The following is a 24716-nucleotide window of genomic DNA, read 5'->3' as shown; positions in this document are numbered from 1 at the left end:
GGTCGTTGCTTGCAGATTAAATGGTTACCAGCCCGCGCACACCTTCGGCCTGCATGTTTTCACCGCGCCCCCGCTGGATGATCTCGCCACGGGCCATCACCAGGTACTGGTCGGCCAGCTCCTCGGCGAAGTCGTAGAACTGCTCCACCAGCAGGATGGCCATGTCGCCGCGCTCGGCCAGGCGACGGATGACTGCGCCGATCTCCTTGATCACCGAAGGCTGGATGCCCTCGGTGGGCTCGTCGAGGATAAGCAGGCGCGGGCGGCTGGCCAGGGCGCGGCCGATGGCCAGCTGTTGCTGCTGGCCGCCGGACAGGTCACCGCCACGGCGTTGTTTCATCTGTTCCAGCACGGGGAACAGTTCGTAGATGAAGGGCGGTACCTCCCGCGCTTCACGGGCGGGGAAGCGCGAAAGGCCCATCAGCAGGTTTTCCTCGACAGTGAGGCGCGGGAAGATCTCGCGGCCCTGGGGGACGTAGGCGATGCCTGCGTGGACCCGTTGCTGGGGCTTTAGGCTGGTGATCGGCTTGCCTTCCCATTCGATGTTGCCGTCGCGCGCCGGGACCAGGCCCATCAGGCAGCGCAGCAGGGTGGTCTTGCCCACGCCGTTGCGGCCCAGCAGGCAGGTGACTTCGCCGACCTTGGCTTCGAAGGACAGGCCCCGGAGGATGTGGCTGCCGCCGTAGTACTGGTGCAGGGTGTCGATCTTGAGCATGTGTGTATTCCTGAAATTGTTGCTGTGCCTGTGCCGGCCCTTTCGCGGGTAAACCCGCTCCCACAAGGACCACGCAGCTCCTCAGGTCTGTGGCGTACCTGTGGGAGCGGGTTTACCCGCGAAGGGGCCGACACAGGTTTCAATGTCTAGCGGCCCAGATACACCTCGACCACCCGCTCATCCGCCTGCACCTGCTCCAGCGACCCTTCCGCCAGCACGCTGCCCTGGTGCAGCACGGTCACATGGTCGGCAATGCTGCCGACAAACCCCATGTCATGCTCCACCACCATCAGCGAATGCTTGCCAGCCAACCCCTTGAACAGTTCGGCGGTGAACTCGGTCTCGGCATCGGTCATGCCCGCCACTGGCTCGTCCAGCAACAGCAATTGCGGCTCCTGCACCAGCAGCATGCCGATCTCCAGAAACTGCTTCTGCCCATGTGACAGCAAGCCTGCCTGGCGCTGGGCCAGCGGCAGCAGGCGCAAGGTGCCCAGCACCTCCTCGATGCGCTGGCGCTGCTCACCACCCAGGCGCGCTGCCAGGGTGGCCCACACCGACTTGTCGGTCTTCAGTGCCAGTTCCAGGTTTTCGAACACCGTCAGCGCCTCGAACACCGTGGGCTTCTGGAACTTGCGGCCTATGCCGGCCTGGGCGATCTGGTATTCGCTCATGCGGGTCAGGTCGAGAGTGTCACCGAAATAGGCCGTGCCACTGTCGGGCCGGGTCTTGCCGGTGATCACATCCATCATCGTGGTCTTGCCGGCACCGTTGGGGCCGATGATGCAACGCAGCTCGCCCACGCCGATGTACAGGTTCAGCGCGTTCAGCGCCTTGAAGCCATCAAAGCTGACGCTGATGTCTTCCAGGCTCAGCACCGTACCGTGGCGGGTGTCGAGGCCGGCCTTGCGGCTTTGGCCCAGGCCGATGGCGTCGCGGCCGGCACCGAGGTTGTCGAACACCGGTTCGAGCATGAATTCCGGATGTACCGGGGGCACGCCTCTCATGGCTGGCTCCTTTTCTTCAACAGGCCGACCACGCCCTGAGGCAGGTACAGGGTGACGAGAATGAACAATGCGCCGAGGAAGAACAGCCAGAACTCCGGGAAGGCCACGGTGAACCAGCTTTTCATGCCATTGACCAGGCCGGCGCCGAGCAGGGGGCCGATCAAGGTGCCGCGCCCACCCAGGGCCACCCACACGGCGGCTTCGATGGAGTTGGTCGGTGACATCTCGCCGGGGTTGATGATGCCCACTTGCGGCACATACAGCGCACCGGCCAGGCCGCACAGCACGGCACTGAGCACCCACACCAGCAACTTGAAGCCGCGCGGGTCGTAGCCGCAGAACATCAGGCGGTTCTCGGCGTCGCGCACGGCGGTGAGCAAACGGCCGAACTTGCTGCGGGTCAGGCACCAGCACAGGTACAGGCTGGCCAGGAGCAGGCCGACGGTGAGCAGGAACAGCACCGCGCGGGTGCCTTGGGCGGCAATGTCGAAGCCGAGGATGGTGCGGAAGCTGGTGAAGCCGTTGTTGCCGCCAAAACCGGTTTCGTTGCGGAAGAACAGCAGCATGCCGGCGAAGGTCAGGGCCTGGGTCATGATCGAGAAGTACACGCCCTTGATCCGCGAGCGGAAGGCGAACCAGCCGAACACCAGCGCCAGCAGCCCGGGCGCCAGTACTACCAGGCACAGGGCCCAGGCGAAATGCTGGGTACCAGCCCAATACCAGGGCAGCTCGCTCCACGACAGGAAGGTCATGAACCCTGGCAGGCCGTCACCGGCGGCCTGGCGCATCAGGTACATGCCCATGGCGTAGCCACCGAGGGCGAAGAACAGCCCGTGGCCCAGTGACAACAGCCCGGCGTAGCCCCAGACCAGGTCCAGGGCCAGGGCGACGATGGCGTAGCAAAGGATTTTGCCGACCAGGGTCAGGGTGTAGGCCGACACTTGCAGGGCATGGCCCGCCGGCAGCAGCGACAGCAGTGGCAGGGCCACCAGCAGCAGGACGACGACGGCGCCGATGGCCAGGGTCAGGCGTGGCCCGGCCTTTTGCGTAGCGGTGACAAGCAGTGGCTGGTTCATCAGTCGATTACCCGTCCCTTGAGGGCGAACAGGCCTTGCGGGCGTTTCTGGATGAACAGAATGATCAACGCAAGGATGAGGATCTTGCCGAGCACGGCGCCGATCTGCGGCTCCAGCAGCTTGTTGGCGATGCCAAGGCCGAAGGCTGCCCAGAGGCTGCCGGCCAACTGGCCGACGCCGCCGAGCACCACCACCAGGAACGAGTCGATGATGTAGCTCTGGCCCAGGTCCGGGCCAACGTTGCCGACCTGGCTCAGGGCCACGCCGCCGAGCCCGGCGATGCCCGAGCCGAGGCCGAAGGCGAGCATGTCGACACGCCCGGTAGACACGCCGCAGCAGGCGGCCATGTTGCGGTTCTGGGTGACCGCGCGCACGTTCAGGCCCAGCCGTGTGCGGTTGAGCAGCAGCCAGGTGAGCAGAACCACGGCCAGGGCGAAGCCGATGATCACCAGGCGGTTGTACGGCAGCACCAGGTTGGGCAGCAGCTGTATGCCCCCCGAAAGCCAGGCCGGGTTGCTGACTTCGACGTTCTGCGCGCCGAACAGCAGGCGGATGGCCTGGATCAGGATCAGGCTGATGCCCCAGGTCGCCAGCAGGGTTTCCAGTGGGCGGCCATACAGGTGGCGGATTACCGTGCGCTCCAGCGCCATGCCGACCCCGGCACTGACGGTGAAAGCCACCGGCAGGGCGATCAGCGGGTAGAACTCGATGGCGCCGGGGGCGTAGCGCTGCAGCAGTATCTGGACCATGTAGGTGCTGTAGGCGCCGAACATCAGCATTTCGCCGTGGGCCATGTTGATCACCCCGAGCAGGCCGAAGGTGATGGCCAGGCCAAGGGCTGCCAGCAGCAGGATCGAACCTAGCGACAGGCCGCTGAAGGCCTGGCCGAGCAGTTCGCCCACCAGCAGCTTGCGCTGCACCTGGGCCAGGCTGGTTTCGGCAGCGGTGCGCACGCCCGGGTCGGTTTCCGCGTTGGGTTGCAGCAATGCCTCGAGGCGGGTGCGGGCCAGCGGGTCACCGGTTTCGCCGAGCAGGCGAACGGCTGCCAAACGTACTGCCGGTTCGCTGGCATCCAGTTGCAGGTTGGCCAGGGCCAGGCCGATGGCGGCGTGCACGGCGGGGTCCACTTCGAGGGCAAAGCGCCGGTCGAGGAAGGCCATCTGCGCCGGTTGCGCGCTCTTTTGCAGTTGCTGGGCGGCGGCCAGGCGGGTGGCGCTGTTGTCGCTGAGCAACTGGTGGCTGGCCAGGGCGTTGTCGATCAGGCCGCGCAGGCGGTTGTTCAGGCGCACCTTGCGGGTGTCATTGGCGGCGATGCGGCCTTGGCGCAGATTGTCCAGCAGCGGCAGGCGTGCGGTATCGGGTTGCGCCGCCCAGCTTTCGAGCAGGCGGGCTTGCTCGGCGGGCTTGGCGGTGAGGAAGAATTCGCCCTCGCTGGCCTGGGTTGCCAGGGGGATCAGCAGGAGCAGGGTGAGCAGCAGTCTGAGCATGCGAGTAATCCTGAAAATCGGCGGTGGATTCTTCGCGGGTGAACCCGCTCCCACAGGGACCGCGCCGGTTTCAGACCTTGCACCGTACCTGTGGGAGCGGGTTTACCCGCGAATGGGCCGCATAGCGGCCCCATGCACTCAGTTACCTTTCACTGCGTAATCGGGGCGCTTGTCGTTGCCGGGAATGAACGGGCTCCACGGCTGCGCCCGTAGCGGTTGCTCGGTTTCCCACACTACGCTGAACTGCCCGTCATCCTGGATCTCGCCGATCATCACTGGCTTGTGCAGGTGGTGGTTGGTCTTGTCCATGGTCAGGGTGAACCCGGACGGCGCCTCGAAGCTTTGCCCGGCCAGTGCTTCACGCACCTTGTCGACATCGGTGGACTTGGCTTTCTCCACCGCCTGCGCCCACATGTGGATGCCTACGTAGGTAGCCTCCATCGGGTCGTTGGTCACCGCCTTGTCGGCGCCTGGCAGGCCCTTGGCCTTGGCATAGGCCTTCCAGTCGGCAACGAACTTCTGGTTGACCGGGTTATCCACCGACTCGAAGTAGTTCCACGCCGCCAGGTGGCCCACCAGCGGCTTCGTGTCGATGCCGCGCAGTTCTTCTTCGCCCACCGAGAACGCCACCACCGGCACGTCGGTGGCCTTCAGGCCCTGGTTGGCCAGCTCCTTGTAGAACGGCACGTTGGAGTCGCCGTTGACCGTGGAGATCACTGCAGTCTTGCCGCCGGCGGAGAACTTCTTGATGTTGGCGACGATGGTCTGGTAATCGCTGTGGCCGAACGGCGTATACACCTCTTCGATGTCCTTGTCGGCCACGCCCTTGCTGTGCAGGAAGGCACGCAGGATCTTGTTGGTGGTGCGCGGGTAGACGTAGTCGGTGCCCAGCAGGAAGAAGCGCCTGGCGCTGCCGCCGTCCTCGCTCATCAGGTACTCCACGGCCGGGATCGCCTGCTGGTTGGGCGCGGCGCCGGTGTAGAACACGTTCGGCGACATCTCCTCACCCTCGTACTGCACCGGGTAGAACAGCAGGCCGTTGAGCTCTTCGAACACCGGCAGTACCGACTTGCGCGACACCGAGGTCCAGCAGCCGAACACTACTGCCACCTTGTCCTGGGTCAGCAGCTGGCGGCTCTTTTCAGCGAACAGCGGCCAGTTGGAGGCCGGGTCGACCACCACCGGTTCGAGCAGCTTGCCGTTCACGCCGCCCTTGGCGTTGATCTGCTCGATGGTCATCAGCGCCATGTCCTTGAGCGAAGTCTCGGAAATGGCCATGGTCCCCGACAGCGAATGCAGGATGCCGACCTTGATGGTTTCGGCGGCCTGGATGCTCCAGCTCAGGCCCATTGCGGCAATCGATGCGCTAAGGGTGAAGGCCTTGATCAGACTGCGTCGCTTCATGTGCTCTCTCCGCTGAGTTGTTATGTGTTGGGCAAGCGGGGAGGGGTGTTGCAAGGGGTGTGCCTAACGGCGGAAGGTGCGCAATAGAGGGGTTGTGCGAGGTGTTGGGGCGTTGGTCGGATCCAGGTTGGTGCCTGATGGATTTGTGTGCACAGGATTGGGGCCGCTGTGCGGCCCATCGCGACAGATAGGACGGCGTACACCGTGCCTTTTGGGAGCGGCCTTGTGTCGCGAAAGGGCTGCAGAGCAGCCCCCTGGGCCATCAGCCGTTACGCACAGCCGTGCGCGGATGACGCTTGCTGCGCACCCCCTGATAAGTCACCGCCAGCAGCACGAACCAGATCGGCGTCACCAGCAACGCCGCGCGGGTATCGTCCTCCAGGCTCAGCAACACCAGGATGAAGGCAAAGAACACCAGGCACACGTAGCACATGAAGCGCCCGCCCGGCATCTTGTACTTTGAAGCCTGGTGCAGCGCCGAGCGGTGCTTGCGGTACTTCAGGTACGACAGCAGGATCAGCGTCCAGACGAACATGAACAACACCGCCGACACTGTGGTGACCAGGGTGAACGCCTCGACCACGTTCGGCACCAGGTAGATCAGCACTGCGCCCAGCAGCAGGCAGATGCAGGAGAAGTACAGGCCGTTGGCAGGCACCGAGCGGCTCGACAGTTTCTCGAATGCCTTGGGTGCGTCACCTTCCTGCGACAGGCCGTACAGCATGCGGCTGGTGGAGAACACGCCGCTGTTGGCCGACGAGGCCGCCGAGGTCAGCACCACGAAGTTGATGATGCTCGCCGCCGCCGGCAGGCCGGCCAGCACGAACAGCTCCACGAACGGGCTCTTGCCCGGTACCACGTCGCGCCATGGGGTCACGGCCATGATCGCGATCAGTGCCAGCACGTAGAACACGATGATCCGCACCGGGATCGAATTGATCGCCCGTGGCAGGGTGCGTTCCGGGTTCTTCGCTTCGGCGGCGGTGGTGCCTACCAACTCGATGCCGACGAAGGCGAACACGGCGATCTGGAAGCCGGCGAAGAAGCCCATCAGGCCGTTGGGGAACATGCCGCCGTCATTCCACAGGTTGGCCAGTTGCGCGGTACGCCCGCTGGGCGAGGTGAAGCCGGTGATGACCATGTACAGACCGGTCGCGACCAGGCCCAGGATGGCGACGATCTTGATCAGGGCGAACCAGAACTCCATTTCACCGAACATCTTCACCGTCACCAGGTTCAGCGACAGCAGCAGCCCTACGCAGGTTAGCGCGGGTATCCACTGCGGCAGTTCGGGGAACCAGAACTGCGTATATGCCGCGATGGCGACCACGTCGGCGATGCCGGTGACCACCCAGCAGAACCAGTAGGTCCAACCGGTGAAGTAGCCCGCCCAGGGGCCGAGCAGGTCGGCGGAAAAATCGATGAACGACTTGTAGTTGAGGTTCGACAGCAACAGTTCGCCCATGGCGCGCATGACGAAAAACAGCATGAAGCCGATGATCATGTAGACGAAGATGATCGACGGCCCGGCCAGGCTGATGGTTTTGCCCGAGCCCATGAACAGGCCGGTACCTATCGCGCCGCCAATGGCGATCAGCTGGATGTGGCGGTTGGTCAGGTTGCGCTGCAGATGCTGTTCATCTGGCGCTGCGGGTGAGGTTTGCGTCATAGGCTGCATTCCCTTGGAAGGTCGGTCGTCTTGTCAGAGGTAGCCGGCTAGGCTAACACGCGCGTTCCAGGTTGGGGCGCGACAGATCGACTCGACTTTTGGGGAGCAGTGTTGTGCCTGTGCCGGCCTCTTCGCGGGTGAGCCCGCTCCCACAGGATTCACAGATTTCGAAAACTGTGATGTACCTGTGGAAGCGGGTTTACCCGCGAAAGGGCCGGCACAGACGAAGCAATGCTCAAGCGCTGGCCAGCACCCGGCCGCGCCTGACCACCAGGCTATCCACCAGCCACATCACCACCATCGACACCCCCACCAGTGGGAACATCAACCCCAGCATCAGCATCACCCCCACCGCCGCCTTCCAGCGTGGCAGGTCATGGCGCAGCGGCGGCACACCCAGCCCGCCGGCCGGCCTGCGCTTCCACCACATCACCAGCCCGCTCACCGAGCCCAGCAAGATCATCAGGCACACCAGCAGGATGATGATCTGGTTGAACACCCCGAACATCTTGCCTTCATGCAGCATCACGCCCAACTCGGTGGCACGGGCGACCGGGTTGTAGTCCTGCCAACGCACATCGGCCAGGACCTTGCCGGTGTACTGGTCGACATGCAGGGTGGCGTCGTTGCGCGGGTCGTCGGCGAATACGGCAATGGTGAACACACCATCGGCCGTGGTCGGCGCGGTGATGCTGTAACCCGGTTCGACCTGGCGCGCGTTAGCGATGTCTTCGACCTGCTGCAGGCTTATCCGTGGCGCTGCCGGCGCGCTCGACATCGTGTGATGCCCTGCATGTTCGGCGTGTGCGCCGGACTGCGGCATTGGCGTGTTTTCCAGCGCCCAGGGCACGGTCTGGCGGTGCGCGCTGTTGAGTTCACCCGCCTGCTGGTCCGACTTGGGCACGTCGTTCCACATGGCCGCCGGAAAGCGGTTCCACAAGTCGGCGTACTGCTTGCCCCACAGGCCGGTCCAGGTCATGCCGCTGACCAGCATCAGCAACAACAAGGCCGAGCCCCAGAAGCCGGTCACCGCATGCAGGTCGCGCCAGAGCAGTCGGCCGCGGGCAGACAGCCGTGGCCACAGCACGCCAGCGCCATTGCGCCCGCGTGGCCACCACAAGTACAGGCCCGACACCACCAGTACGATGCCCCAGCCCGCAGCCAGTTCCACCAGGCGGTCGCCGACCGTGCCAACCATCAGTTCGCCATGCAGGGCGCGGGCGATGGCCTGCAGGTTCTGCTTGCCATCCTGTTCGCCAAGAACCTTGCCGCTGTAGGGGTCGACGAACACGTTCAGTTCGCGCCCGGCGTCATGCACCACGAACTGCGCGCTGCGTTCGGCATCCAGCGGTGGCAGGTACTGGCCAACGTGGCCCTCGGGATAGGCCTTGCGCACCTCGGCCAGCATCGTGTCCGCGCCCTGTCGGTGGTGGCCGGCTTCGACCACCATCAGCTCGCGGTACAGCAGCGGGTCGAGCTGCGGCTTGAACAGGTAGATGATCCCGGTGATCGCCAGCAGGATCATGAACGGGGCCACGAACAGCCCCGCATAGAAGTGCCAACGCCAGGCCAGGTTGTAGAAGTTGATGCGTGTTCCTCTCATGGGAACCTCCTGTTTGACCAGCAGATGGGCGCGACCTGCGCCGCGCCCGTTGTTGTTGTCAGAAGCTGAAGTCGACCTTGGTCCAGAAGGTCCTGCCTGGCTCGTTGACCGGCTGTGGATCGGTAGCCGGGTAGCCGAACCCGGCGTTCCCGGCCAGGTTCAAGTGCTCGGCGTAGGTCTTGTCGAACAGGTTGTCGACCCCCGCGCTGAGCTTGAGGTGGTTGCTCACCTTGTAGGCGCCATTGAGCGAGAACACGCCGAAGCCGGCACTCTTGTCGTAGTCCTTGCCGACCACGTTGCCCTGGTTCTCGGCGATGCGGTTCTGCGCCGCCACCAGCCGCCACAGTGCGCCGACGCTCCACACATCGCGGCTGTAGGTCAGGCCCAGGCGGCTTTCCAGCGGCGGCATTTGCGGTAGTGCTGTGCCGTCACTGCTGTTCTTGCCCCAGGCGTAGGCCAGCGTTGCGTCGGCCTTCCAGTTTTCCGTCAGCTGGTAGGCCGCGCCCAGTTCGCCGCCCATGATGCGGGCATCGATGTTCTGCGCCTGCGAGGTGCTCATGCCCATCATGCCGGTGCGGTAGTCGAACAGGATGTAATCCCGGATCTGCCCGACATAGCCCGAGGCCCAGGCTTCCAGGCGCTCGGTGCGGTACTGGATGCCGAAGTCCAGCTGGGTGGTCTTCTCTGGCTTGATGCCGTCGAAGGCGTTGGCCGCACCGGGTGGCGCCAGCTTGGGCGAGAACAGCTCCCAGTAGTCGGGGAAACGTTGGGCATGGCCGAGGCCGATATAGGTGGTGGCCGGAATGGCCGCCAGGTCGTGCTCGTAGCGGATGAAGCCGCTGGGCAGAGTGTCGGCGCGGGTGTCGCCTTCGGTGGCGCTGCCCTGGCGGAAGTCACGGGCCGAAGCACGGTCCAGCCGGGCACCGCTGATCAACCGGTCCTCGCCGCTGACGTACCAGGTCAGCTCGCCAAAGGCACCATAGTTGTGGAAGTCGGCATCCTTGGTCCAGGCCTTGCCCTTGTGCGCGTCCACGCCCATGCCGCCGCGCTTGCGATGTTCGTTGGTCTGCGCGTCGATGCCACTGATCAGTTGCACATCGGCCCAGCGCCAGGTGGCCTTGATGCGGGCGCCCATGGTGCGGCGGTCGACGTTGCTGACCATCGGCATGCCCATCATGCCGCTGCCCGAAGGCGTGCGCAGGCTGTAGTTGTCCATCACGTGGTCGGCGTAGTTGTAGTAGACCTGCGCCTCGACCTTGTCGAGCACCTCGCCAAGGTTGGACTTTTCGAAGCGCAGGCCCAGGCTTTCGCGCTTGAACTGCGAGCCATCCATGCCGCGCCCGGCATAGCGGGCCTCGCCATCGCCCTTGCCGGCGGTGAGCTCGAGCAAGGTGTCCTGGTCCGGGGTCCAACCGAGGGCGACATCGCCGTTCCATTTGTCCCAGCGTGACGGCACGGTGTTGTCATCGCCGTCGTGGTAGTCGTCCGAGCGCGACTGGTTGCCGACGAAGCGGGCGTAGGCCTGGTCGTTGCCGGCGGCGGTGTCCAGCACCTTGTCGAAGCGGCCGTTGGAGCCGGCCAGCAGGCTGGCATTGACCCGGCTGCCGAGGGTGCCGAACTTCTCCGGCTCGCGCTCGAAGAGGATGGTGCCTGCCGAGCCGCCCGGGCCCCAGATCACGCTTTGCGGGCCTTTGATGACGGTCAGGCGGTCATAGGTTTCTGGCGAAATGTACGAGGTGGGGGCGTCCATGCGGTTGGGGCAGGCGCCCAGCATCAGGCCGCCATTGGTGAGAATGTTCAGGCGCGAGCCGAACATGCCGCGCAGTACCGGGTCGCCGTTGGTGCCGCCGGCGCGGATGGCCGAGAAGCCGGGGATGGTCTTCAGGTAGTCGGCGCCGTCGCTGGCCGGCACCGGCTGGCGCGGGTCCTTCGGGTTGGTGACCACGGTCAGCGGCGAGCTCGGGGCCACGGCGGTGATCACCGTCGGGCTCAGCTCGGGGGCGTCGTGTGCATGGCCTTCATGGCCAGGGTCGGCGGCCAGGGCCACGGGCGCGAGCAGCGAGCCGCACACGGCGGCGATGGTCCCACGCAGGGACAAGGCAAAAACAGGGGTGCAGCCGTACATAATGATTCCAGTCGATCAGTCATGAGTCAGCGCGAAGCCTCCTGGCTTCGTGCGCAAGAAATGTGGGTTCAGACGTTGATCGAGGAAGGTGGGGCGCGGCTGCGCGCACCAGGGAATACAGCCTGCCGGGCATGGCCCTGGTGCGTGGGTGCGAACAGGTGAGTGGTGGGTACGACGCTGCCTGCGCTGAGCGGGCTGAGGGCCTGGGGCAGGGCCGGGCAGTTGAACAACAGGCTGCAGTAACCGCACTTTTCCCACATCACATGCAGCTGGCCATCACCAGCCTGGCCGTGATGGGTGTCGCCGCCATGCTGATGGGCGGTCGCCATCGGCATGTCCATCGGCATGCTCATGCCGGCGTGGTGGTCCATCGGCATCGACTGGGAAATCAGCGGGCCGATGAAGATCATCCACATGGCGAACAGGCTCAGCCATCCGCCACCGGCGCGCCTGCGGTCAGGGCGGGTGGTACGGCTGATGCTGTTGCGTGGCAGGCTCATGACGAGTGCCTTTCAGCGGGTGATCAGTGCGCGTGTTCGTGGGCTTGCGGCTGGTCCGTTGGCGCCTGCTTCTGCACGGCCACATCGACGGTGATATCGCCGGCCTTTTCGAAGTGCAGGGTCAACGGGAAGCGCTTGCCGTCGCTGAGCAGGCTGCGGTCCTTGGGCTGCATCAGCATCACATGGTAGGCGCTGGGGGCGAAGGTCAGGTCCTTGCCTGCGGGCACCAGCACGCTGGGCACCTGCTGCATCTTCATGGCACCGCTGGCGCCCATGGCATGCTCGTGCAGTTGTGCGTCATCGCTGATGGGGCTGTCGACACCGAGCAGGCGGTCGTCGGCCTGGCCATTGTTGTGCACCACGAAATACGCCGCGACGTTGGGGGCATTGGGGGGCAGCTGCAGTGACCAGGGGTGGGCGATGTGCAGGTCACCCACGCTGTATTCGTGGGCATTGGCAAAGGCGCCGGGCAGCAGCAGGGCGGCCATGACGAGGGCGTGCTTGAGCATGGTGAATCTCCGTTTCTGTTCAGGTTCAGGCAGACAGCGTGATGAACTCAGGCCAGCGGAGAGGCACGGGGGTTGAGCGCCGGCCAGAGTTGGCGAGGCGTGGCGTGGTAGTCGGCGGGTGGCGGCAGCAGCCCGGCGAGCAGTATCGGCGGGTTGTGCAGCTGCGGCGGGTAGCCGGGCAGGGCCAGCAGTGGCGCGGCACCGGTGCAGCACCAGCAATTCATCATGCTGGCGCTGTCGTCGCTTTGCGGGCCGAGGTCGATCTTGGCCAGGGCCTGGACGTCGACCTTGGCCTTGTTGGCCATGCTGGAACAGAAGGCCCCCCACAGCAGCTGCTCGGCCGGGCCCTTGGGCGCGGCAGAAGACAGCGGCATGGCCAGCAGGTTGAACAGCACTGCAAGGCAGGCTATCCAGGCGATGTGCCGACGTGGGGGCATGGAGAGATCCGGTCAGGAATCGTGGTGGGTATTGTAAGGCGGAGTATAGGTAAAAATGGCGGGGTGCGGTGAAGTGACGCAGGCCAGGTGGCTTCGGGGTCTGCTGTGCAGCCCATCGCGACACAAGGCCGCTCCTACAAGGGATCGCATCATGGCCAGACATGCACGGTTCTTGTAGGAGCGGCCTTGTGTCGCGATGGGGCGCAAAGCGCCCCCAGCATTATCAAGCCTTGCCACGCCCCATCAGCCCGCGGACGGTCTCCTGCAGGTCCGCCGGCAGCACCACCACCTTGGCATTGCTGCTGCCCGCCAGGTTCTCCATCGCCCCCACATAGCGCTCGCCCAGCAGGTACATCGCCGGCACGGTCTCGTTGCCTACCGCGTCCTTTACCAGCGAAATCGCCCGTGCCGAGGCCTCGGCCAGGCTGATCTGCGCTTCGGCATCCAGCCTGGCAGCCTGCAAGCGTGCTTCTGCTTCCAGGATTGCCGCCTGCTTGGCCCCTTCGGCACGGGTCACGTCGGCCTTGCGCTCGCGCTCGGCAGCCGCCTGGCGCTCCATGGCCAGTTGCATGTTCTCCGAGGGCTTGATGTCCTGGATCTCCACCGAGCGCACGGTCACGCCCCAGTCTTCGGTCTGCTCGGACATCGCCTCGCGCAGGCGCGCCTTGATCTGCTCGCGGCTGGACAGCGCTTCGTCCAGGTCCATGGCCCCGACAATGGCGCGCAGCGAGGTCATGGTCAGGCTGGTGACGGCGAACGAGAAGTCCTGTACGCCATAGGCGGCCTTCTGCGGGTCGACCACCTTGGCGAAGCACAAGGCATTGGCGACGATTACCGCGTTGTCCCTGGTGATGATTTCCTGCTGCTGCACATCGAGGATGATGTCCTTGGTCGGCAGGCGGTAGGCGACCACATCCATGTAGGGGATGACGATGTTCAGGCCGGGCTTGAGCGTGCTCTGGTAGCGGCCCAGGCGCTCGACGACCCACTCCTCGCCCTGGGGCACGATGCGCACCCCCTTGAACACGGTGATCAGGACGAACAGGGCGATGGCGATGACGACGATGAGGCTGGTCATGATGCGAAATTCCTTTTAGTGCGGATTCAGGCCCGAATGACCCGGGCAGTGTTCCCTTCGATGGCGGTCAGGCGTACCCGCTCGCCGGCAGCGATCTCGCTGTTGGCGATGCAGACCCATTCCTCGTTGCCGAGGATCGGCTTCTGGAAGCGCACGCGGCCTTTCTGGAACTCCGATACACCAGCAGTCAGCAGCCCCACTTCGCCGATCACGCTTTCGGCGGTCCAGCGCACGTCTGGTTGCTTGCGCCGGAACAGCTTGAACCACAGTGCAGTGGTGACTGACGACATCAGCACCCACAGCAGTACCTGCATATCCAGTTGCAGGCTGGGGGCGGCCAGCGAAATGAGTGATACCAGCACGGCGCCGATGCCGAACCAGAGGATGAAGAACGTCGGCAGGACCAGTTCGAGCAGCATCAGCGCGATGCCGAACACCAGCCAGATCCACCATTGCATTTCCATATGTATAGCGCCTTCCGGGGGGAGTGCCGAGTTTAAGGTAGCAGGGCGGCACAGGGCCACTTCATGGTTTGAAAGAAAAGTCCGAAATGGCTGTAGGAGCAGCTCCCTTGCGCAAATGTATGAAAATTGCCGCGCTCCCACCTTACTCGCGCAGGTCGAGCGCTGCAGTCAGATCAGGCAGTGAGTCGAAAGCCCGGTCCACCTCCGGCAACGGCGGGCGCTTGAGGATCAGCACCGGCACGCCCAGCTCCCGCGCCACCTCCAGCTTCGGTTCGGTCGCCACGCTGCCACTGTTCTTGCTTATCAGCACATCGATCTTGCGGCGCAGGAACAACGCCCGCTCATCCTCTATATGGAATGGCCCCCGCGCACCAATCACTTCGCAGCGATCGTTGCCAGGGCACGCCTCCAGCGCCCGCAAGGTCCAGAATTGCTCTGGCGGTATCTCGTCCAGATGTTGCAGCGGTTCACGCCCCAGCGTGAACAATGGCCTGCGAAACGGCTTGAGTGCCCCGATCAAACCTGCCCAGTCCTCGACCTCGCGCCAGTCGTCCCCGGCTTGTGCCTGCCAGGCCGGGCGGCGCAAGGCCCAGCACGGGATACCAGCCATGCGTGCGGCGTTGGCAGCATTGCTGCTGATTTGCGCGGCATAGGGATGGGTGGCATCGATAAGCAACGTGATGCCTGCCTCGCACAGGTAGTGGGCCAACCCTTCGGCGCCACCAAAGCCGCCGACCCGAACCTGGCATTGCAGGTCCTGCGGCACCCGGCCGATGCCCGCCAGGCTGTAGACGTGCTGCGGGCCCAGACGGCGAGCGATGGCCAGGGCTTCAGTGACTCCGCCCAGCAGCAGGATGCGCCCGTTCATTGCACACCCGCCCGGCCGACGATGCCGCCCTGGCGGTCGATGGCGAAGACCTCCACCTGTACCTGCGCCGGCACCACGCTGCGAGCGAAGGCCAGGGCGTGGGCGCACACCGCGTCACCCAGGTGGATGCCGGCGGCATGGGCCAGTGCCAGGGCCTGCTGGCTGGTGTTGGCGGCAATGATCGATGCCTGCAGCGCCTCGTCGGCGCCGATGTCCGCTGCCCAGCCGGCCAGTTGTGGCAGGTCGATGCTGGAGTGGCGGCTGTGCAGGTCCATGTGCCCGGCAGCCAGTTTGCTGATCTTGCCGAAGCCGCCGCAAAGGGTCAGGCGTGGCACCGGCACCTTGCGCATTTGCTTGAGCACTGCACCGACGAAGTCGCCCATTTCGATCAGGGCTATCTCCGGCAGGCCATAGACGCGGCGCATGGTGTCTTCGCTGGCGTTGCCGGTACAGGCGGCGATATGCGTGTAGCCGTTGGTGTGGGCGACGTCGATGCCCTGGTGGATCGAGGCGATGTAGGCCGCGCAGGAAAACGGCCGCACGATGCCGCTGGTGCCGAGGATCGACAGCCCGCCGAGGATGCCCAGGCGCGGGTTCATGGTCTTCAGGGCCAGTTGCTCGCCGCCCTGCACATTGACCGTGACCTCGAAGCCGCCGGGGTAGCTGCATTCGTCCGCCAGGCGTTGCAGGTGTTCACTGATCATGCGCCGCGGCACCGGGTTTATGGCTGGCTCACCCACCGCCAGCACCAGCCCCGGGCGGGTCACGGTGCCCACGCCGGTACCGGCGACAAAACGGATGCCCGGTTCGGCCAACAGGCGCACCTGGCTGTAGAGCAGGGCGCCGTGGGTCACGTCCGGGTCGTCGCCGGCGTCCTTGAGCGTGCCCGCTTCGGCACCTTGATTGGTGAGACGGCAGAACTCCAGGCGCATCTGCACCACCTTGCCCTTGGGCAGGGTGATGCTGACGGCATCGCTGCTCTCGCCGAGCAGCAGCAAGCGTGCTGCCGCCAGGCTGGTGGCGGTGGCGCAACTGCCGGTGGTCAGGCCGCTGCGCAATGGGGCAGGCTGTTCGCGGGTTTCTTCACGCATGGGCGGGTTTCACCACATCCAGCAAGGTAATCGGCAGCGCCTGGCGCCAAGTGTCGAACGCGCCCAGTGGCTGGGCATGGGCGACATGGATGCGAGTCAGCTCGCCGCCGTGGCGCTCACGGAAATGCGCCAGGGCCAGCTCGCTTTGCAGGGTCACGGCGTTGGCTACCAGCCGGCCACCCGGGCGCAGGTTTGCCCAGCACAGGTCGAGCACACCTTCGCGGGTGACGCCGCCACCGATGAAGACAGCATCCGGTTGCTCCAGGCCTTCCAGCGCTGCCGGGGCCTTGCCGCGGACCAGTTGCAGGCCGGGTACACCCAGCGCATCGCGGTTGTGTTCGATGAAACCCTGGCGGCCTTCGTCGGCCTCGATGGCCAGGGCGCGGCAGGCCGGATGGGCGCGCATCCATTCGATGCCGATCGAGCCGCAGCCGGCGCCCACATCCCACAGCAGCTCGCCGGGCTGCGGTGCCAGGCGGGCCAGGGTGATGGCACGGACATCGCGTTTGGTCAGCTGGCCGTCATGCCGGAAGGCGCTGTCCGGCAGCCCGGCCAGCCGGTGCAGGCGCGGGGCCTCGGGCGTGGCCAGGCACTCGATGGCTACCAGGTTGAGCGCGGCGACGTCGCTGTGCGGCCAGTCCTGGGCGGTGCCGGCCAACTCACGTTCGTCCACGCCACCCAAGTGTTCGAAGACCCGCAGGCGGCTTGGCCCGAAGCCCCGCTCGCGCAGTTGCGTGGCAATTGCTGCCGGGCTGTCGCCGTCGTTGCTCAGCACCAGCAGGCGTGCGCCGCTGTGCAGGTGGGCATTGAGCGTTGCCAGGGGCCGAGCGACCAGCGATACCACCTGCACATCCTGCAGTGGCCAGCCCAGGCGGGCGGCAGCCAGGGCACAGGAGGAGGGCATCGACAGCACGCGCATTTCAGCGGCGGGCAGTTGGCGCGCCAGGCTGGCGCCCACGCCGTAGAACATCGGATCGCCGCTGGCCAGCACGCATACCGGCTCGCCGCGCAGGGCCAGTAGCGGGGCCAGCGAGAACGGGCTTGGCCAGCCCAGCCGTTCGCCGGCCACGCAGCGTGGCAGCAAGGCCAGCTGGCGCGGGCTGCCGAAGATCCGCGCAGCGCCCAGCAGCGCGCGCCGGGCCTGTTTGCCCAGGCCGCTGAAGCCGTCTTCGCCGATACCTACTACTGTCAGCCAGGGTGCCATGTATTTCATTCCGCCATTTTTGGGGCCGCTGCGCGCCCCTTCGCGGGCTCGCCCGCTCCCACCGGTGCAGCGCAGCCGTTGAGGGCAGCGGCGGTCCTGTGGGAGCGGGCATGCCCGCGAAGAAGGCGCCGCGGTCCTGGATTTCCACTCGATCGTCGATGATGCTCGACCACCGGCTTTTCATGCCGCCGGACAAAGCAGGCATAATACCGCGCCTTCTACACTCAAGCGCATTTTCACAGATTGCCGGACGCCCCATTGACCCAGGCCAATGCCCCTCATGTATCGCCCCGTCCCTCGGCCTGCCCGGGGTTGTGGCGCATCGTCAGTGCCCGTGATGGCGGCATCTGCCGCATCAAGCTGCCGGGCGGCCTGCTGCTGGCCGACCAGGCCGATGCGGTGGCGGCGGCTGCCGAGCGTTTCGCCGGTGGCGTGATCGAAGCCACCAACCGCGGCAACCTGCAGATTCGCGGCATCGGCAGCGAGCATCGCAGCCTGGTCGAGACACTGCTCGCTGCTGGCCTTGGCCCACGTGATTCCGCCGGGGACGATGTGCGCAACCTGATGCTGAGCCCGCTGGCCGGGCATGACCCGGCGATGCGGCTGGACGCTCGGCCGCTGGCTGGGCAGATCCTCGACCTGCTGGAAGGCACCCCGCGTTTTCACCAATTGTCGGCCAAGTTCGCCGTGCAGCTGGATGCCGGCGAAAACCTGGCCATGCTCGAACACCCCCATGACCTGTGGCTGTCGGCCCTGCGCCTGGAGCAGCAGACCTGGCTGGCGTTTGGCCTGGCGGGTTGCCCGGCAGACGGCAAGGTGCTCGGCGCGGTGCCGGCGGAACAAGGCCTTGCCCTGGTGCGTGCGGTGCTGGAGCGCTTCCTCGACCTGGCGACCCCGGCACAGTCGCGCATGCGCCAGTTGCTCGAGGTGTGTTCCGTAACCGATTTCATCGACGGACTCGGCCTGGCCATCCGCCGCGATGCCGGCGTGCTCGCATGGCGACGTGAACCGCGCAGCGTCTCGTGGCTGGGCGTTCTGCCGCAGGCGCAGGGCCTCGCCTTGGGCGTTGCCCCGCCGCAGGGCCGCCTGACCCCGGCCATGCTGCGTGGCGCTGCGCGCGTTGCCCGTGAACATGGCGATGGCAGCCTTCGCCTGAGCCCCTGGCAAAGCCTGGTGCTGACCAACCTGCAAGCGCAACACATCGACCACGCCCAGGCCGAGCTGTCCGCCTTGGGCCTGCTGTGCCACGACCATGAGCCGCTGGCACGCATAAGCGCCTGTACCGGCGCCAGTGGCTGTGCCAAGGCCCTGGGCGAGACCAAGGCCGACGCCGTCACCCTGGCGGCACTGCTCGGCCCTGGCTTGCCCGGCAGCGTGCACTTGTCCGGTTGCCCCCGATCCTGCGCCGTGGCCCATGTTGCCCCGGCCACCCTGCTGGCCCGCGCGCCGGGCCGTTACGACCTGTACCTGCGTGATGCACGCCAGCCGGGCTTCGGCGCCCTGCGCGCCACCGACCTTACCTTGAATGAAGCAGGCGCCATGCTCGACCTGCCGACGGAGCACCTTGATGATTGACTACATCCGCGATGGTCAGGAGATCTATCGCAACTCCTTCCGGATCATCCGCGAAGAAGCCCGACTCGAGCGGATCCCCGCAGACCTCGAAAAGCTCGCCGTGCGCGTGATCCACGCCTGTGGCATGGTTGACGCCATCGACGGCCTGCAGTTCTCCGAAGGTGCCGGCCGGGCCGGGCGCGAGGCGTTGCTGAACGGCGCGCCGATCCTGTGCGACGCGCACATGGTCGCCGAAGGCATCACCCGCGCCCGCCTGCCCGCCGACAACAAGGTCATCTGCACCCTGCGCGACCCGAGCGTACCGGGCCTGGCGAAAGACGCCGGCAACACCCGTTCCGCCGTGGCCCTGGAGCTGTGGCGACCGCATCTGGAAGGCAGTGTGGTGGTGATCGGCAACGCGCCTACCGCACTGTTCTACCTGCTGGAAATGCTCGACGCCGGCGCCCCCAAGCCGGCGTTGATCCTCGGCTTCCCGGTCGGTTTCGTCGGTGCCGCCGAGTCCAAGGCGATGCTCGCCGCCGACAGCCGTGGCGTGCCGTTCGTGATCATGCAGGGCCGCCTGGGCGGCAGCGCGATGGCCGCCGCCGCGGTCAACGCCCTGGCCACGGAGGTGGAATGATGGCGCCGCGTGGACGTCTGCTCGGCCTGGGCGTAGGCCCTGGCGACCCTGAACTGATTACCCTCAAGGCCCTGCGCCTGCTGCGTGAAGCGCCCGTGGTTGGCTACTTCGTGGCCAAGGGCAAGCGCGGTAACGCCTTCGGCATCATCGAGGCGCACCTGCAGCCCGAGCAGACCTTGCTGCCGCTGGTCTACCCGGTAACCACCGAAGCGCTGCCGGCGCCGCTGTCCTATGAGCAGGTAATCAGCGACTTCTACGACGAGGCCAGTGTGCAGGTAGCCGAGCACCTGGATGCCGGCCGCGACGTGGCGGTTATCTGCGAAGGCGACCCGTTCTTTTACGGTTCCTACATGTACCTGCACGACCGACTGGCGCAGCGCTACGAGGCCGAAGTGATCCCGGGCGTCTGCTCGATGCTCGGTGGCGCCTCGGTACTGGGCGCGCCGTTGGTATACCGCAACCAGAGCCTGTCGGTGCTGTCTGGCGTGTTGCCGGCCGAAGAGCTCAAGCGTCGCCTGGCCGACGCCGACGCGGCGGTGATCATGAAACTTGGCCGCAACTTCCCCAAGGTGCGCGAAGTGCTGGCGGAACTGGGCCTGGACGGGCGCGCGCTGTATGTGGAGCGGGCGACCATGGCCAACCAGAAGATTGTGCCGCTGGACCAGGTCGACCCACAGTCGTCACCGTACTTCTCGCTGATCATCGTACCGGGTGAAAAATGGCAGGGCTGAACATGCACCAGGCACCGGCGATCGTCATTCTTGGCCAGGGCAGCCTGGCCACGGCGCAGCGTATCCAGCAGTGTTATCCACAGGCATCGATCCATGGGCTGGAAGGCCGGGTCGAGGGTGCCGACCTTTGCTACACCGCGTTCGGCGATACCCTGCGCGAGCTGTACCAGCAGAACACACCGATCATCGCCCTGTGCGCGGCGGGTATCGTCATCCGTAGCCTGGCCAGCCTGCTCAGCGAGAAAGGTGTCGAGCCGCCGGTACTGGCCGTGGCCGAAGACGGCAGTGCCGTGGTGCCGTTGCTCGGTGGCCTTGGCGGTGTGAACGTGATCGCGCGCCAGATCGCTGAAGCATTGGGTGTTGCTGCGGCGATCACCACCAGCGGCGAGCTGCGTTTCGGCACCTGTCTGCTGAACCCGCCGCAAGGCTATGCGTTGGGGGATATCGAACAAGGCAAGCGCTTCGTCTCCGACCTGCTGGCTGGCGAGGCGGTGCGCATCGAAGGTGACGCGCCGTGGCTGCAGCAGGCGCAGTTGCCTGCCAGCGAGGCTGCCCGGCGTACCATCCATGTGGGGCACCAGGCCCGCCCGGCCAGTCGCGACGAGCTGCTGATCCACCCGCGTTCGGTGGTAGTGGGTGTTGCCGGCGGCAGCCTGGCCAGTATCCGTGCGGCATTGCAGCAGGCCGGCATCGCCGAGCCCGCAGTGGCCTGCCTGCTGGCCGACGAGCAAGCCATGGCCGATGGCGCCCTGCACGAAGCGGCACAGGCCCTGGGTGTCCCCTTGCGCTTTGCCGGCAAGATGCATGATGTGGCGGGCATGGTTGCTGCGGCATTGCCCGCTGCGCAACTGATCGAGGTGGCAGATATAGTCATCGCGGTGGCGCCTGCCCCGGTCGAGGTGATGCAGGTTGGCCGTCGTCGGGGTCGCCTGGCGGTCATTGGCCTGGGGCCGGGTGCAGCCGAGCTGATGGTGCCGGCGGTCAAGGCCGAACTGGCGCGGGCCGAGGATGTGCTCGGTTACGAAACCTACGTGCGCATGGCCGGTCCGTTCCGTGACGACCAGGTGCTGCACTGCACCGATAACCGTGAAGAGATGCAGCGTGCCCGGCACGCTTTCGAACTGGCGGCCCAAGGGCGTTCGGTGGTGGTGGTTTCGTCTGGCGACCCAGGCGTGTTCGCCATGGCTGCTGCGGTGCTCGAAGCGTTGCACGAGTCGAGCGACCCCGCTTGGCATCGCGTCGATCTCGAGATACTGCCGGGGGTGTCGGCTTCGCTCGCGACGGCCGCGCAGGCAGGCGCGCCGCTGGGGCATGACTTCTGCGTGATGTCGCTGTCGGACAACCTCAAGCCTTGGTCGATCATTGAAAAGCGCCTGGACCTGGCGGCCCAGGCCGACCTGGTGCTGGCGTTCTACAACCCGATTTCCAAGGCCAGGCCACACCAGCTTGGGGTGGCGCTGGAGGTCGTGCGTCGGCACCGCGAGGGGAACACGCCTGTAGTCCTTGGCCGAGATATCGGTAGGCCGGGGCAGACGCTGAATGTCGTCACATTGGCCGAGCTGCTGCCGGAAATGGTCGACATGCGCACCATGGTGCTGGTGGGCTCCTCGACAACCTGCGTGTTTCCTCGCCTGTCGGGTGGAGTGTGGGCCTACACGCCACGTTGGTATCCCTCGGCCTCCTGAATACGTCGGAAACCCTTCAGCGCGTTGCGTATCGCCCGCGCTGGCTAAGGTGGCTGCCCCTGATTCATGGGGCAACCACCAAGGAGTTTCCAGATGTCCGAAGCAACCCAAGGCACCACCACCAACGACTCCGCCATCCTGGTCGAAGGCAACCTGCTCGCCTGCGGCGCTGGCATGTCTGCGCAAAACCGTCACGATGTGAAAAATGCCTTCCACTTTGCCACGCTGGTGGCCGACAAAGCCTTTGACGCCGAAAAACAGAGCAGGCAGTGGTACGACAAATTCGTCGATGTCATGCGTGATCTCGGCTTTACCATCCCGCGTCGCAGCTTCGAGCTGGAAACTTCGGCCGAGCTGTCTGTCACCGTAGGCGCCGTCGCTATCCGTGCGATAGGGGCTGCCGGCAATGCCATGCTGGGTGGCACGGTGCTGGCTGACCTGGCGAAGAGCGCTTTCGACAAACTGAGCACCGTCAAGAACGACGCCAAGGTGCTCGACCACAAGCGCAAGAACAAGGCCAGGGGCATGGTCGGGCTGGCCGCGTGCATCGAAACCGCAAACAACGATGTGGTGATGGTGGTGAGCTGCATTCAGGCCGGCGCTCCGAAACTGGATGACGATTTGCTGGGCATCCAATGGAAGCTGGACAAGACGCAGTATTACGCCGGTACGGCGGTGCTCACGCTCAATACCTTCGTCTACGACAAAATCCGCGAAACCGTGGAAAACAAACTCGGCGTGCGCAGCGTCGAGAACGTTCTCCAGTACGACATCTGAGTGCAAGGCGGCGTTGGCGCAACGCCGCCTTTTCGACTCCTTGTGACGAGGCAACGCAATGGATAAAAAAGTTGAACAACTGATGTTGATTGGCGGAACGGCGTTGCTGTATCCCGCGGGAACCGGCCCGATTCAACGTCAGGCCGCCTTCGACTCGATACTTTACGCGCAGTTGTTGGCCAACAAGAACGCTGGGTCACGCTTTGAAAACTACGAAGGCTGGTACGCCGCCTACCGAGATGCATACCGCCAACTGGGCTGGATCAAGCTGGCCAGCACGCATGATCTCAAACAGTTGGGGCAACCCGCGCGTAGCGCGCAGGCTCAGCCACTTGAGGCGTGGCTGAAAATACGCTCGATCCGCCACGAGGCCGTGCTGGCCGCGGTAAAGGCGGGCCTGGAACGATCAGCAGCAGGTTGTTGCCATTTGCTGAAATTCAGCGCGCAGGACCAGGCGCAGCGTTCGCAGTTGGTGATCGAGCTTGGCCTGCTCAAGCCAGGACCGGCCCTCGAGCTTTGCAGCATTACCTTGCAAATCGACAAGCCGATGTCGGGCGTCTCGCTGGATGGATTGCTAAGCGAACAATTGCTTCAGGGGGAAGCCGAGTTCAATGCAGTTTCTATGTTGCTGGATAACGGGCGCTTCCAACACCAGCGTGACGAACTGCAGGCATTGATGAAACTGAAGGATGCCCAGGGTGACTACCGATTCGATCCTCATGCGCCAGCAACAGGAGCACATCATGAGTGACGCCACGTCTGCCGTGATCGGTGCAGGAATTGTCTCGTTCCTGCCGGGTATTTCCGCAGCGCAGAAAACCAAGGTGAAACTGGCCCTGGCGATGGCCGAGCGCGCGACCGAGACGGCGTGCAGGGAAGGGCTGGTCAAGGACTGGTTTGCCTATTACCGCAACCAGCTCAAGTACATGGGCTGGGACGCCGTGTCTGCCGAGCAGCTTCATTGGCCCGACCAGCGCCGCGCCCGGCAGGCCGATCAGGTACTGGAAACCATTGCGGTAACCGCCGGCGAACATTTTGCCTCGGCCATTGGCATCTCCATGCAGAAGCTGCTGGCCAACCCGTCGGTTCTGCAGGAGCTTGAGCGGCGCGCCTATGAACGCCAGCACTTCCAGTTGTTGCCGTGTGCGCCGGCCGGTGCCAATCGTGTGGATATGGTGCTTTACCATGAGACCGACACGCGCTCGGCCTTCGGCGCGGGCTTCATCAGCCACAAGCGCAGCTACCGGAACGTGCGTGCGGAGTTGATACGTTTCAACCTGCTGGCTTTCGAGCACAGCTTCTTGCCCAAGGTGCAGGACCGGGTGGTGCAGGTGTCCATGCAGCGTGTTCTGGATTACGCCCTCTAGGAGGTCAGGTAGCCCTTGATTCCGGTGAAGATGATCTGCGCCGCCAGGGCGCAGACGAACAGCCCCATCAGGCGGCTGACGATCTGCAGGCCCTGGTCGCCTAGGATGCGCTCGATACGGTGTGACAGGTACAGCACCAGGCCGACGGTGAAGCTGGCCAGGGCTATGCTGATGATGGCCAACAGCTTGTCGTCCCAATGCGGGTGGCCGACGCCCATTACCAGCAGTGCACCGATGGTGCCGGGGCCAACGGTGAGCGGGATGGTCAGCGGTACGATGGTGACGTCCTGCTGCACGTTGTCGGCCTGTACTGCGGACTTGCCTTGAGCCATGCCCAGTGCCGAAATGAACAGCACGCTGCCCGCGCCGATGCGGAAAGCGTCGGCGGTGATGCCGAAGATGCCGAAGATCGCCCGCCCGAACAGGTACAGCAGGACACTGGCGACGAGCGCGGCAATAGCCACCTTCCATGCCAGCTGCTTGCGCTCTTTGCTGGAGTGGCCGCGGGTCAGGCTGATGAAGCACGACAGCACGAAGAACGGGCTGTAGAGCACGAGCATTTTCAGGTAGACGCTGAACAACTCATGGAGCATGGGGGCTGGTCCAGGCAGTTATGGCTGGGCAGAGTTTATCAGCAGATTCTGTTAATAGCCTGTGCCGGCCTCTTCGCGGGTGAACCCGCTCCCACAGGTACTGCACAAGGCCTGAAGGCAATGCTATCCCTGTGG

Annotated in this window: 24 protein-coding genes; 7 read left to right on the top strand and 17 right to left on the bottom strand. The window is 65.1% G+C overall.

Annotated features, from left to right (window positions below; translation table 11 throughout):
* Positions 1-16: 16 nt before the first annotated feature.
* The 16 genes from urtE to cbiE form a co-directional block, all read right to left on the bottom strand.
* A complete protein-coding gene (gene urtE, locus RIN61_RS08980; RefSeq protein WP_085587952.1) occupies positions 17-715 on the bottom strand; it encodes an urea ABC transporter ATP-binding subunit UrtE in 699 nt (232 codons plus the stop codon).
* 146 nt (positions 716-861) lie between these two features.
* The gene (gene urtD, locus RIN61_RS08975) at positions 862-1719 is read right to left on the bottom strand and encodes an urea ABC transporter ATP-binding protein UrtD (RefSeq protein WP_313856784.1); all 858 of its coding nucleotides are present in this window, start codon (positions 1717-1719) and stop codon (positions 862-864) included.
* A complete protein-coding gene (gene urtC / locus RIN61_RS08970; protein ID WP_112253654.1) occupies positions 1716-2795 on the bottom strand; it encodes an urea ABC transporter permease subunit UrtC in 1080 nt (359 codons plus the stop codon). Before urtC ends, urtD begins: the two co-directional genes overlap by 4 nt.
* Positions 2795-4282: an urea ABC transporter permease subunit UrtB gene (gene urtB, locus RIN61_RS08965; RefSeq protein WP_313856781.1), complete on the bottom strand. Its 1488-nt coding sequence runs from the start codon at positions 4280-4282 to the stop codon at positions 2795-2797. Before urtB ends, urtC begins: the two co-directional genes overlap by 1 nt.
* A gap of 138 nt (positions 4283-4420) precedes the next feature.
* Complete coding sequence (urtA, locus tag RIN61_RS08960; RefSeq protein ID WP_207877183.1) at positions 4421-5686, bottom strand: urea ABC transporter substrate-binding protein; 1266 nt, start codon at positions 5684-5686, stop codon at positions 4421-4423.
* Positions 5687-5948: 262 nt separating this feature from the next.
* Complete coding sequence (gene cycA, locus RIN61_RS08955) at positions 5949-7355, bottom strand: D-serine/D-alanine/glycine transporter (RefSeq protein ID WP_112253651.1); 1407 nt, start codon at positions 7353-7355, stop codon at positions 5949-5951.
* A 235-nt stretch (positions 7356-7590) separates the two neighbouring features.
* Positions 7591-8958 carry a PepSY-associated TM helix domain-containing protein gene (locus tag RIN61_RS08950; protein ID WP_112253650.1) on the bottom strand — a complete coding sequence of 456 codons (1368 nt, stop codon included), beginning with the start codon at positions 8956-8958 and terminating at the stop codon, positions 7591-7593.
* Between the two features lie 58 nt (positions 8959-9016).
* A complete protein-coding gene (locus tag RIN61_RS08945; RefSeq protein WP_112253649.1) occupies positions 9017-11083 on the bottom strand; it encodes a TonB-dependent copper receptor in 2067 nt (688 codons plus the stop codon).
* 68 nt (positions 11084-11151) lie between these two features.
* Complete coding sequence (locus tag RIN61_RS08940) at positions 11152-11583, bottom strand: DUF2946 domain-containing protein (protein ID WP_112253648.1); 432 nt, start codon at positions 11581-11583, stop codon at positions 11152-11154.
* Positions 11584-11606: 23 nt separating this feature from the next.
* The gene (locus RIN61_RS08935) at positions 11607-12092 is read right to left on the bottom strand and encodes a copper chaperone PCu(A)C (RefSeq protein WP_112253647.1); all 486 of its coding nucleotides are present in this window, start codon (positions 12090-12092) and stop codon (positions 11607-11609) included.
* A 47-nt stretch (positions 12093-12139) separates the two neighbouring features.
* Positions 12140-12529, bottom strand: a complete 390-nt coding sequence (locus tag RIN61_RS08930) for a DUF2946 domain-containing protein (protein ID WP_207877189.1) — start codon at positions 12527-12529, stop codon at positions 12140-12142.
* Between the two features lie 223 nt (positions 12530-12752).
* Positions 12753-13607 carry an SPFH domain-containing protein gene (locus RIN61_RS08925; RefSeq protein ID WP_112253646.1) on the bottom strand — a complete coding sequence of 285 codons (855 nt, stop codon included), beginning with the start codon at positions 13605-13607 and terminating at the stop codon, positions 12753-12755.
* 26 nt (positions 13608-13633) lie between these two features.
* Positions 13634-14071, bottom strand: coding sequence for an NfeD family protein (locus RIN61_RS08920; protein ID WP_112253645.1), 438 nt, complete (start codon positions 14069-14071; stop codon positions 13634-13636).
* A gap of 142 nt (positions 14072-14213) precedes the next feature.
* Positions 14214-14939 (bottom strand): cobalt-precorrin-6A reductase, encoded by a 726-nt coding sequence (locus tag RIN61_RS08915; RefSeq protein WP_112253644.1) that lies wholly within the window; start codon positions 14937-14939, stop codon positions 14214-14216.
* Positions 14936-16030, bottom strand: a complete 1095-nt coding sequence (locus RIN61_RS08910; RefSeq protein WP_313856776.1) for a cobalt-precorrin-5B (C(1))-methyltransferase — start codon at positions 16028-16030, stop codon at positions 14936-14938. The genes RIN61_RS08915 and RIN61_RS08910 overlap by 4 nt, the downstream gene beginning before the upstream one ends.
* The gene (gene cbiE / locus RIN61_RS08905; protein ID WP_313856774.1) at positions 16023-17234 is read right to left on the bottom strand and encodes a precorrin-6y C5,15-methyltransferase (decarboxylating) subunit CbiE; all 1212 of its coding nucleotides are present in this window, start codon (positions 17232-17234) and stop codon (positions 16023-16025) included. The genes RIN61_RS08910 and cbiE overlap by 8 nt, the downstream gene beginning before the upstream one ends.
* A 243-nt stretch (positions 17235-17477) precedes the next feature.
* Between cbiE and cobG the strand changes: the two genes are divergently transcribed.
* The 7 genes from cobG (at position 17478) to RIN61_RS08870 (ending at position 23988) form a co-directional block, all read left to right on the top strand.
* Positions 17478-18809: a precorrin-3B synthase gene (gene cobG, locus RIN61_RS08900; protein ID WP_181457391.1), complete on the top strand. Its 1332-nt coding sequence runs from the start codon at positions 17478-17480 to the stop codon at positions 18807-18809.
* Entirely contained in the window at positions 18802-19428 is a 627-nt protein-coding gene (locus RIN61_RS08895) for a precorrin-8X methylmutase (protein ID WP_003257545.1), read from the top strand. The genes cobG and RIN61_RS08895 overlap by 8 nt, the downstream gene beginning before the upstream one ends.
* Complete coding sequence (locus tag RIN61_RS08890) at positions 19425-20159, top strand: precorrin-2 C(20)-methyltransferase (RefSeq protein ID WP_016712210.1); 735 nt, start codon at positions 19425-19427, stop codon at positions 20157-20159. The genes RIN61_RS08895 and RIN61_RS08890 overlap by 4 nt, the downstream gene beginning before the upstream one ends.
* Positions 20147-21844, top strand: a complete 1698-nt coding sequence (gene cobJ / locus RIN61_RS08885; protein ID WP_207877201.1) for a precorrin-3B C(17)-methyltransferase — start codon at positions 20147-20149, stop codon at positions 21842-21844. Before RIN61_RS08890 ends, cobJ begins: the two co-directional genes overlap by 13 nt.
* 93 nt (positions 21845-21937) lie before the next feature.
* Complete coding sequence (locus RIN61_RS08880) at positions 21938-22621, top strand: hypothetical protein (protein ID WP_112253638.1); 684 nt, start codon at positions 21938-21940, stop codon at positions 22619-22621.
* Between the two features lie 58 nt (positions 22622-22679).
* A complete protein-coding gene (locus RIN61_RS08875; protein ID WP_243432187.1) occupies positions 22680-23372 on the top strand; it encodes a hypothetical protein in 693 nt (230 codons plus the stop codon).
* Entirely contained in the window at positions 23365-23988 is a 624-nt protein-coding gene (locus tag RIN61_RS08870) for a hypothetical protein (protein WP_112253637.1), read from the top strand. The genes RIN61_RS08875 and RIN61_RS08870 overlap by 8 nt, the downstream gene beginning before the upstream one ends.
* Here RIN61_RS08870 and RIN61_RS08865 read toward each other — a convergent pair.
* Positions 23985-24581, bottom strand: a complete 597-nt coding sequence (locus tag RIN61_RS08865) for a MarC family protein (protein ID WP_112253636.1) — start codon at positions 24579-24581, stop codon at positions 23985-23987. The genes RIN61_RS08870 and RIN61_RS08865 overlap by 4 nt on opposite strands.
* Positions 24582-24716 lie beyond the last annotated feature (135 nt).

This window comes from Pseudomonas inefficax (assembly GCF_032164165.1).
Lineage (GTDB): Bacteria > Pseudomonadota > Gammaproteobacteria > Pseudomonadales > Pseudomonadaceae > Aquipseudomonas > Aquipseudomonas inefficax.
The sequence above is the reverse complement of the archived record's forward strand: the minus strand, read 5'-3'. Positions and strand labels throughout refer to the sequence as shown.

What these genes read in the sequence shown, in the direction of transcription:
- urtE (WP_085587952.1), bottom strand. Translation starts at nt 715, where the DNA reads ATGCTCAAGATCGACACCCTGCACCAGTACTACGGCGGCAGCCACATC.
- urtD (WP_313856784.1), bottom strand. Translation starts at nt 1,719, where the DNA reads ATGAGAGGCGTGCCCCCGGTACATCCGGAATTCATGCTCGAACCGGTG.
- urtC (WP_112253654.1), bottom strand. Translation starts at nt 2,795, where the DNA reads ATGAACCAGCCACTGCTTGTCACCGCTACGCAAAAGGCCGGGCCACGC.
- urtB (WP_313856781.1), bottom strand. Translation starts at nt 4,282, where the DNA reads ATGCTCAGACTGCTGCTCACCCTGCTCCTGCTGATCCCCCTGGCAACC.
- urtA (WP_207877183.1), bottom strand. Translation starts at nt 5,686, where the DNA reads ATGAAGCGACGCAGTCTGATCAAGGCCTTCACCCTTAGCGCATCGATT.
- cycA (WP_112253651.1), bottom strand. Translation starts at nt 7,355, where the DNA reads ATGACGCAAACCTCACCCGCAGCGCCAGATGAACAGCATCTGCAGCGC.
- RIN61_RS08950 (WP_112253650.1), bottom strand. Translation starts at nt 8,958, where the DNA reads ATGAGAGGAACACGCATCAACTTCTACAACCTGGCCTGGCGTTGGCAC.
- RIN61_RS08945 (WP_112253649.1), bottom strand. Translation starts at nt 11,083, where the DNA reads ATGTACGGCTGCACCCCTGTTTTTGCCTTGTCCCTGCGTGGGACCATC.
- RIN61_RS08940 (WP_112253648.1), bottom strand. Translation starts at nt 11,583, where the DNA reads ATGAGCCTGCCACGCAACAGCATCAGCCGTACCACCCGCCCTGACCGC.
- RIN61_RS08935 (WP_112253647.1), bottom strand. Translation starts at nt 12,092, where the DNA reads ATGCTCAAGCACGCCCTCGTCATGGCCGCCCTGCTGCTGCCCGGCGCC.
- RIN61_RS08930 (WP_207877189.1), bottom strand. Translation starts at nt 12,529, where the DNA reads ATGCCCCCACGTCGGCACATCGCCTGGATAGCCTGCCTTGCAGTGCTG.
- RIN61_RS08925 (WP_112253646.1), bottom strand. Translation starts at nt 13,607, where the DNA reads ATGACCAGCCTCATCGTCGTCATCGCCATCGCCCTGTTCGTCCTGATC.
- RIN61_RS08920 (WP_112253645.1), bottom strand. Translation starts at nt 14,071, where the DNA reads ATGGAAATGCAATGGTGGATCTGGCTGGTGTTCGGCATCGCGCTGATG.
- RIN61_RS08915 (WP_112253644.1), bottom strand. Translation starts at nt 14,939, where the DNA reads ATGAACGGGCGCATCCTGCTGCTGGGCGGAGTCACTGAAGCCCTGGCC.
- RIN61_RS08910 (WP_313856776.1), bottom strand. Translation starts at nt 16,030, where the DNA reads ATGCGTGAAGAAACCCGCGAACAGCCTGCCCCATTGCGCAGCGGCCTG.
- cbiE (WP_313856774.1), bottom strand. Translation starts at nt 17,234, where the DNA reads ATGGCACCCTGGCTGACAGTAGTAGGTATCGGCGAAGACGGCTTCAGC.
- RIN61_RS08895 (WP_003257545.1), top strand. Translation starts at nt 18,802, where the DNA reads ATGATTGACTACATCCGCGATGGTCAGGAGATCTATCGCAACTCCTTC.
- RIN61_RS08890 (WP_016712210.1), top strand. Translation starts at nt 19,425, where the DNA reads ATGATGGCGCCGCGTGGACGTCTGCTCGGCCTGGGCGTAGGCCCTGGC.
- cobJ (WP_207877201.1), top strand. Translation starts at nt 20,147, where the DNA reads ATGGCAGGGCTGAACATGCACCAGGCACCGGCGATCGTCATTCTTGGC.
- RIN61_RS08880 (WP_112253638.1), top strand. Translation starts at nt 21,938, where the DNA reads ATGTCCGAAGCAACCCAAGGCACCACCACCAACGACTCCGCCATCCTG.
- RIN61_RS08875 (WP_243432187.1), top strand. Translation starts at nt 22,680, where the DNA reads ATGGATAAAAAAGTTGAACAACTGATGTTGATTGGCGGAACGGCGTTG.
- RIN61_RS08870 (WP_112253637.1), top strand. Translation starts at nt 23,365, where the DNA reads ATGAGTGACGCCACGTCTGCCGTGATCGGTGCAGGAATTGTCTCGTTC.
- RIN61_RS08865 (WP_112253636.1), bottom strand. Translation starts at nt 24,581, where the DNA reads ATGCTCCATGAGTTGTTCAGCGTCTACCTGAAAATGCTCGTGCTCTAC.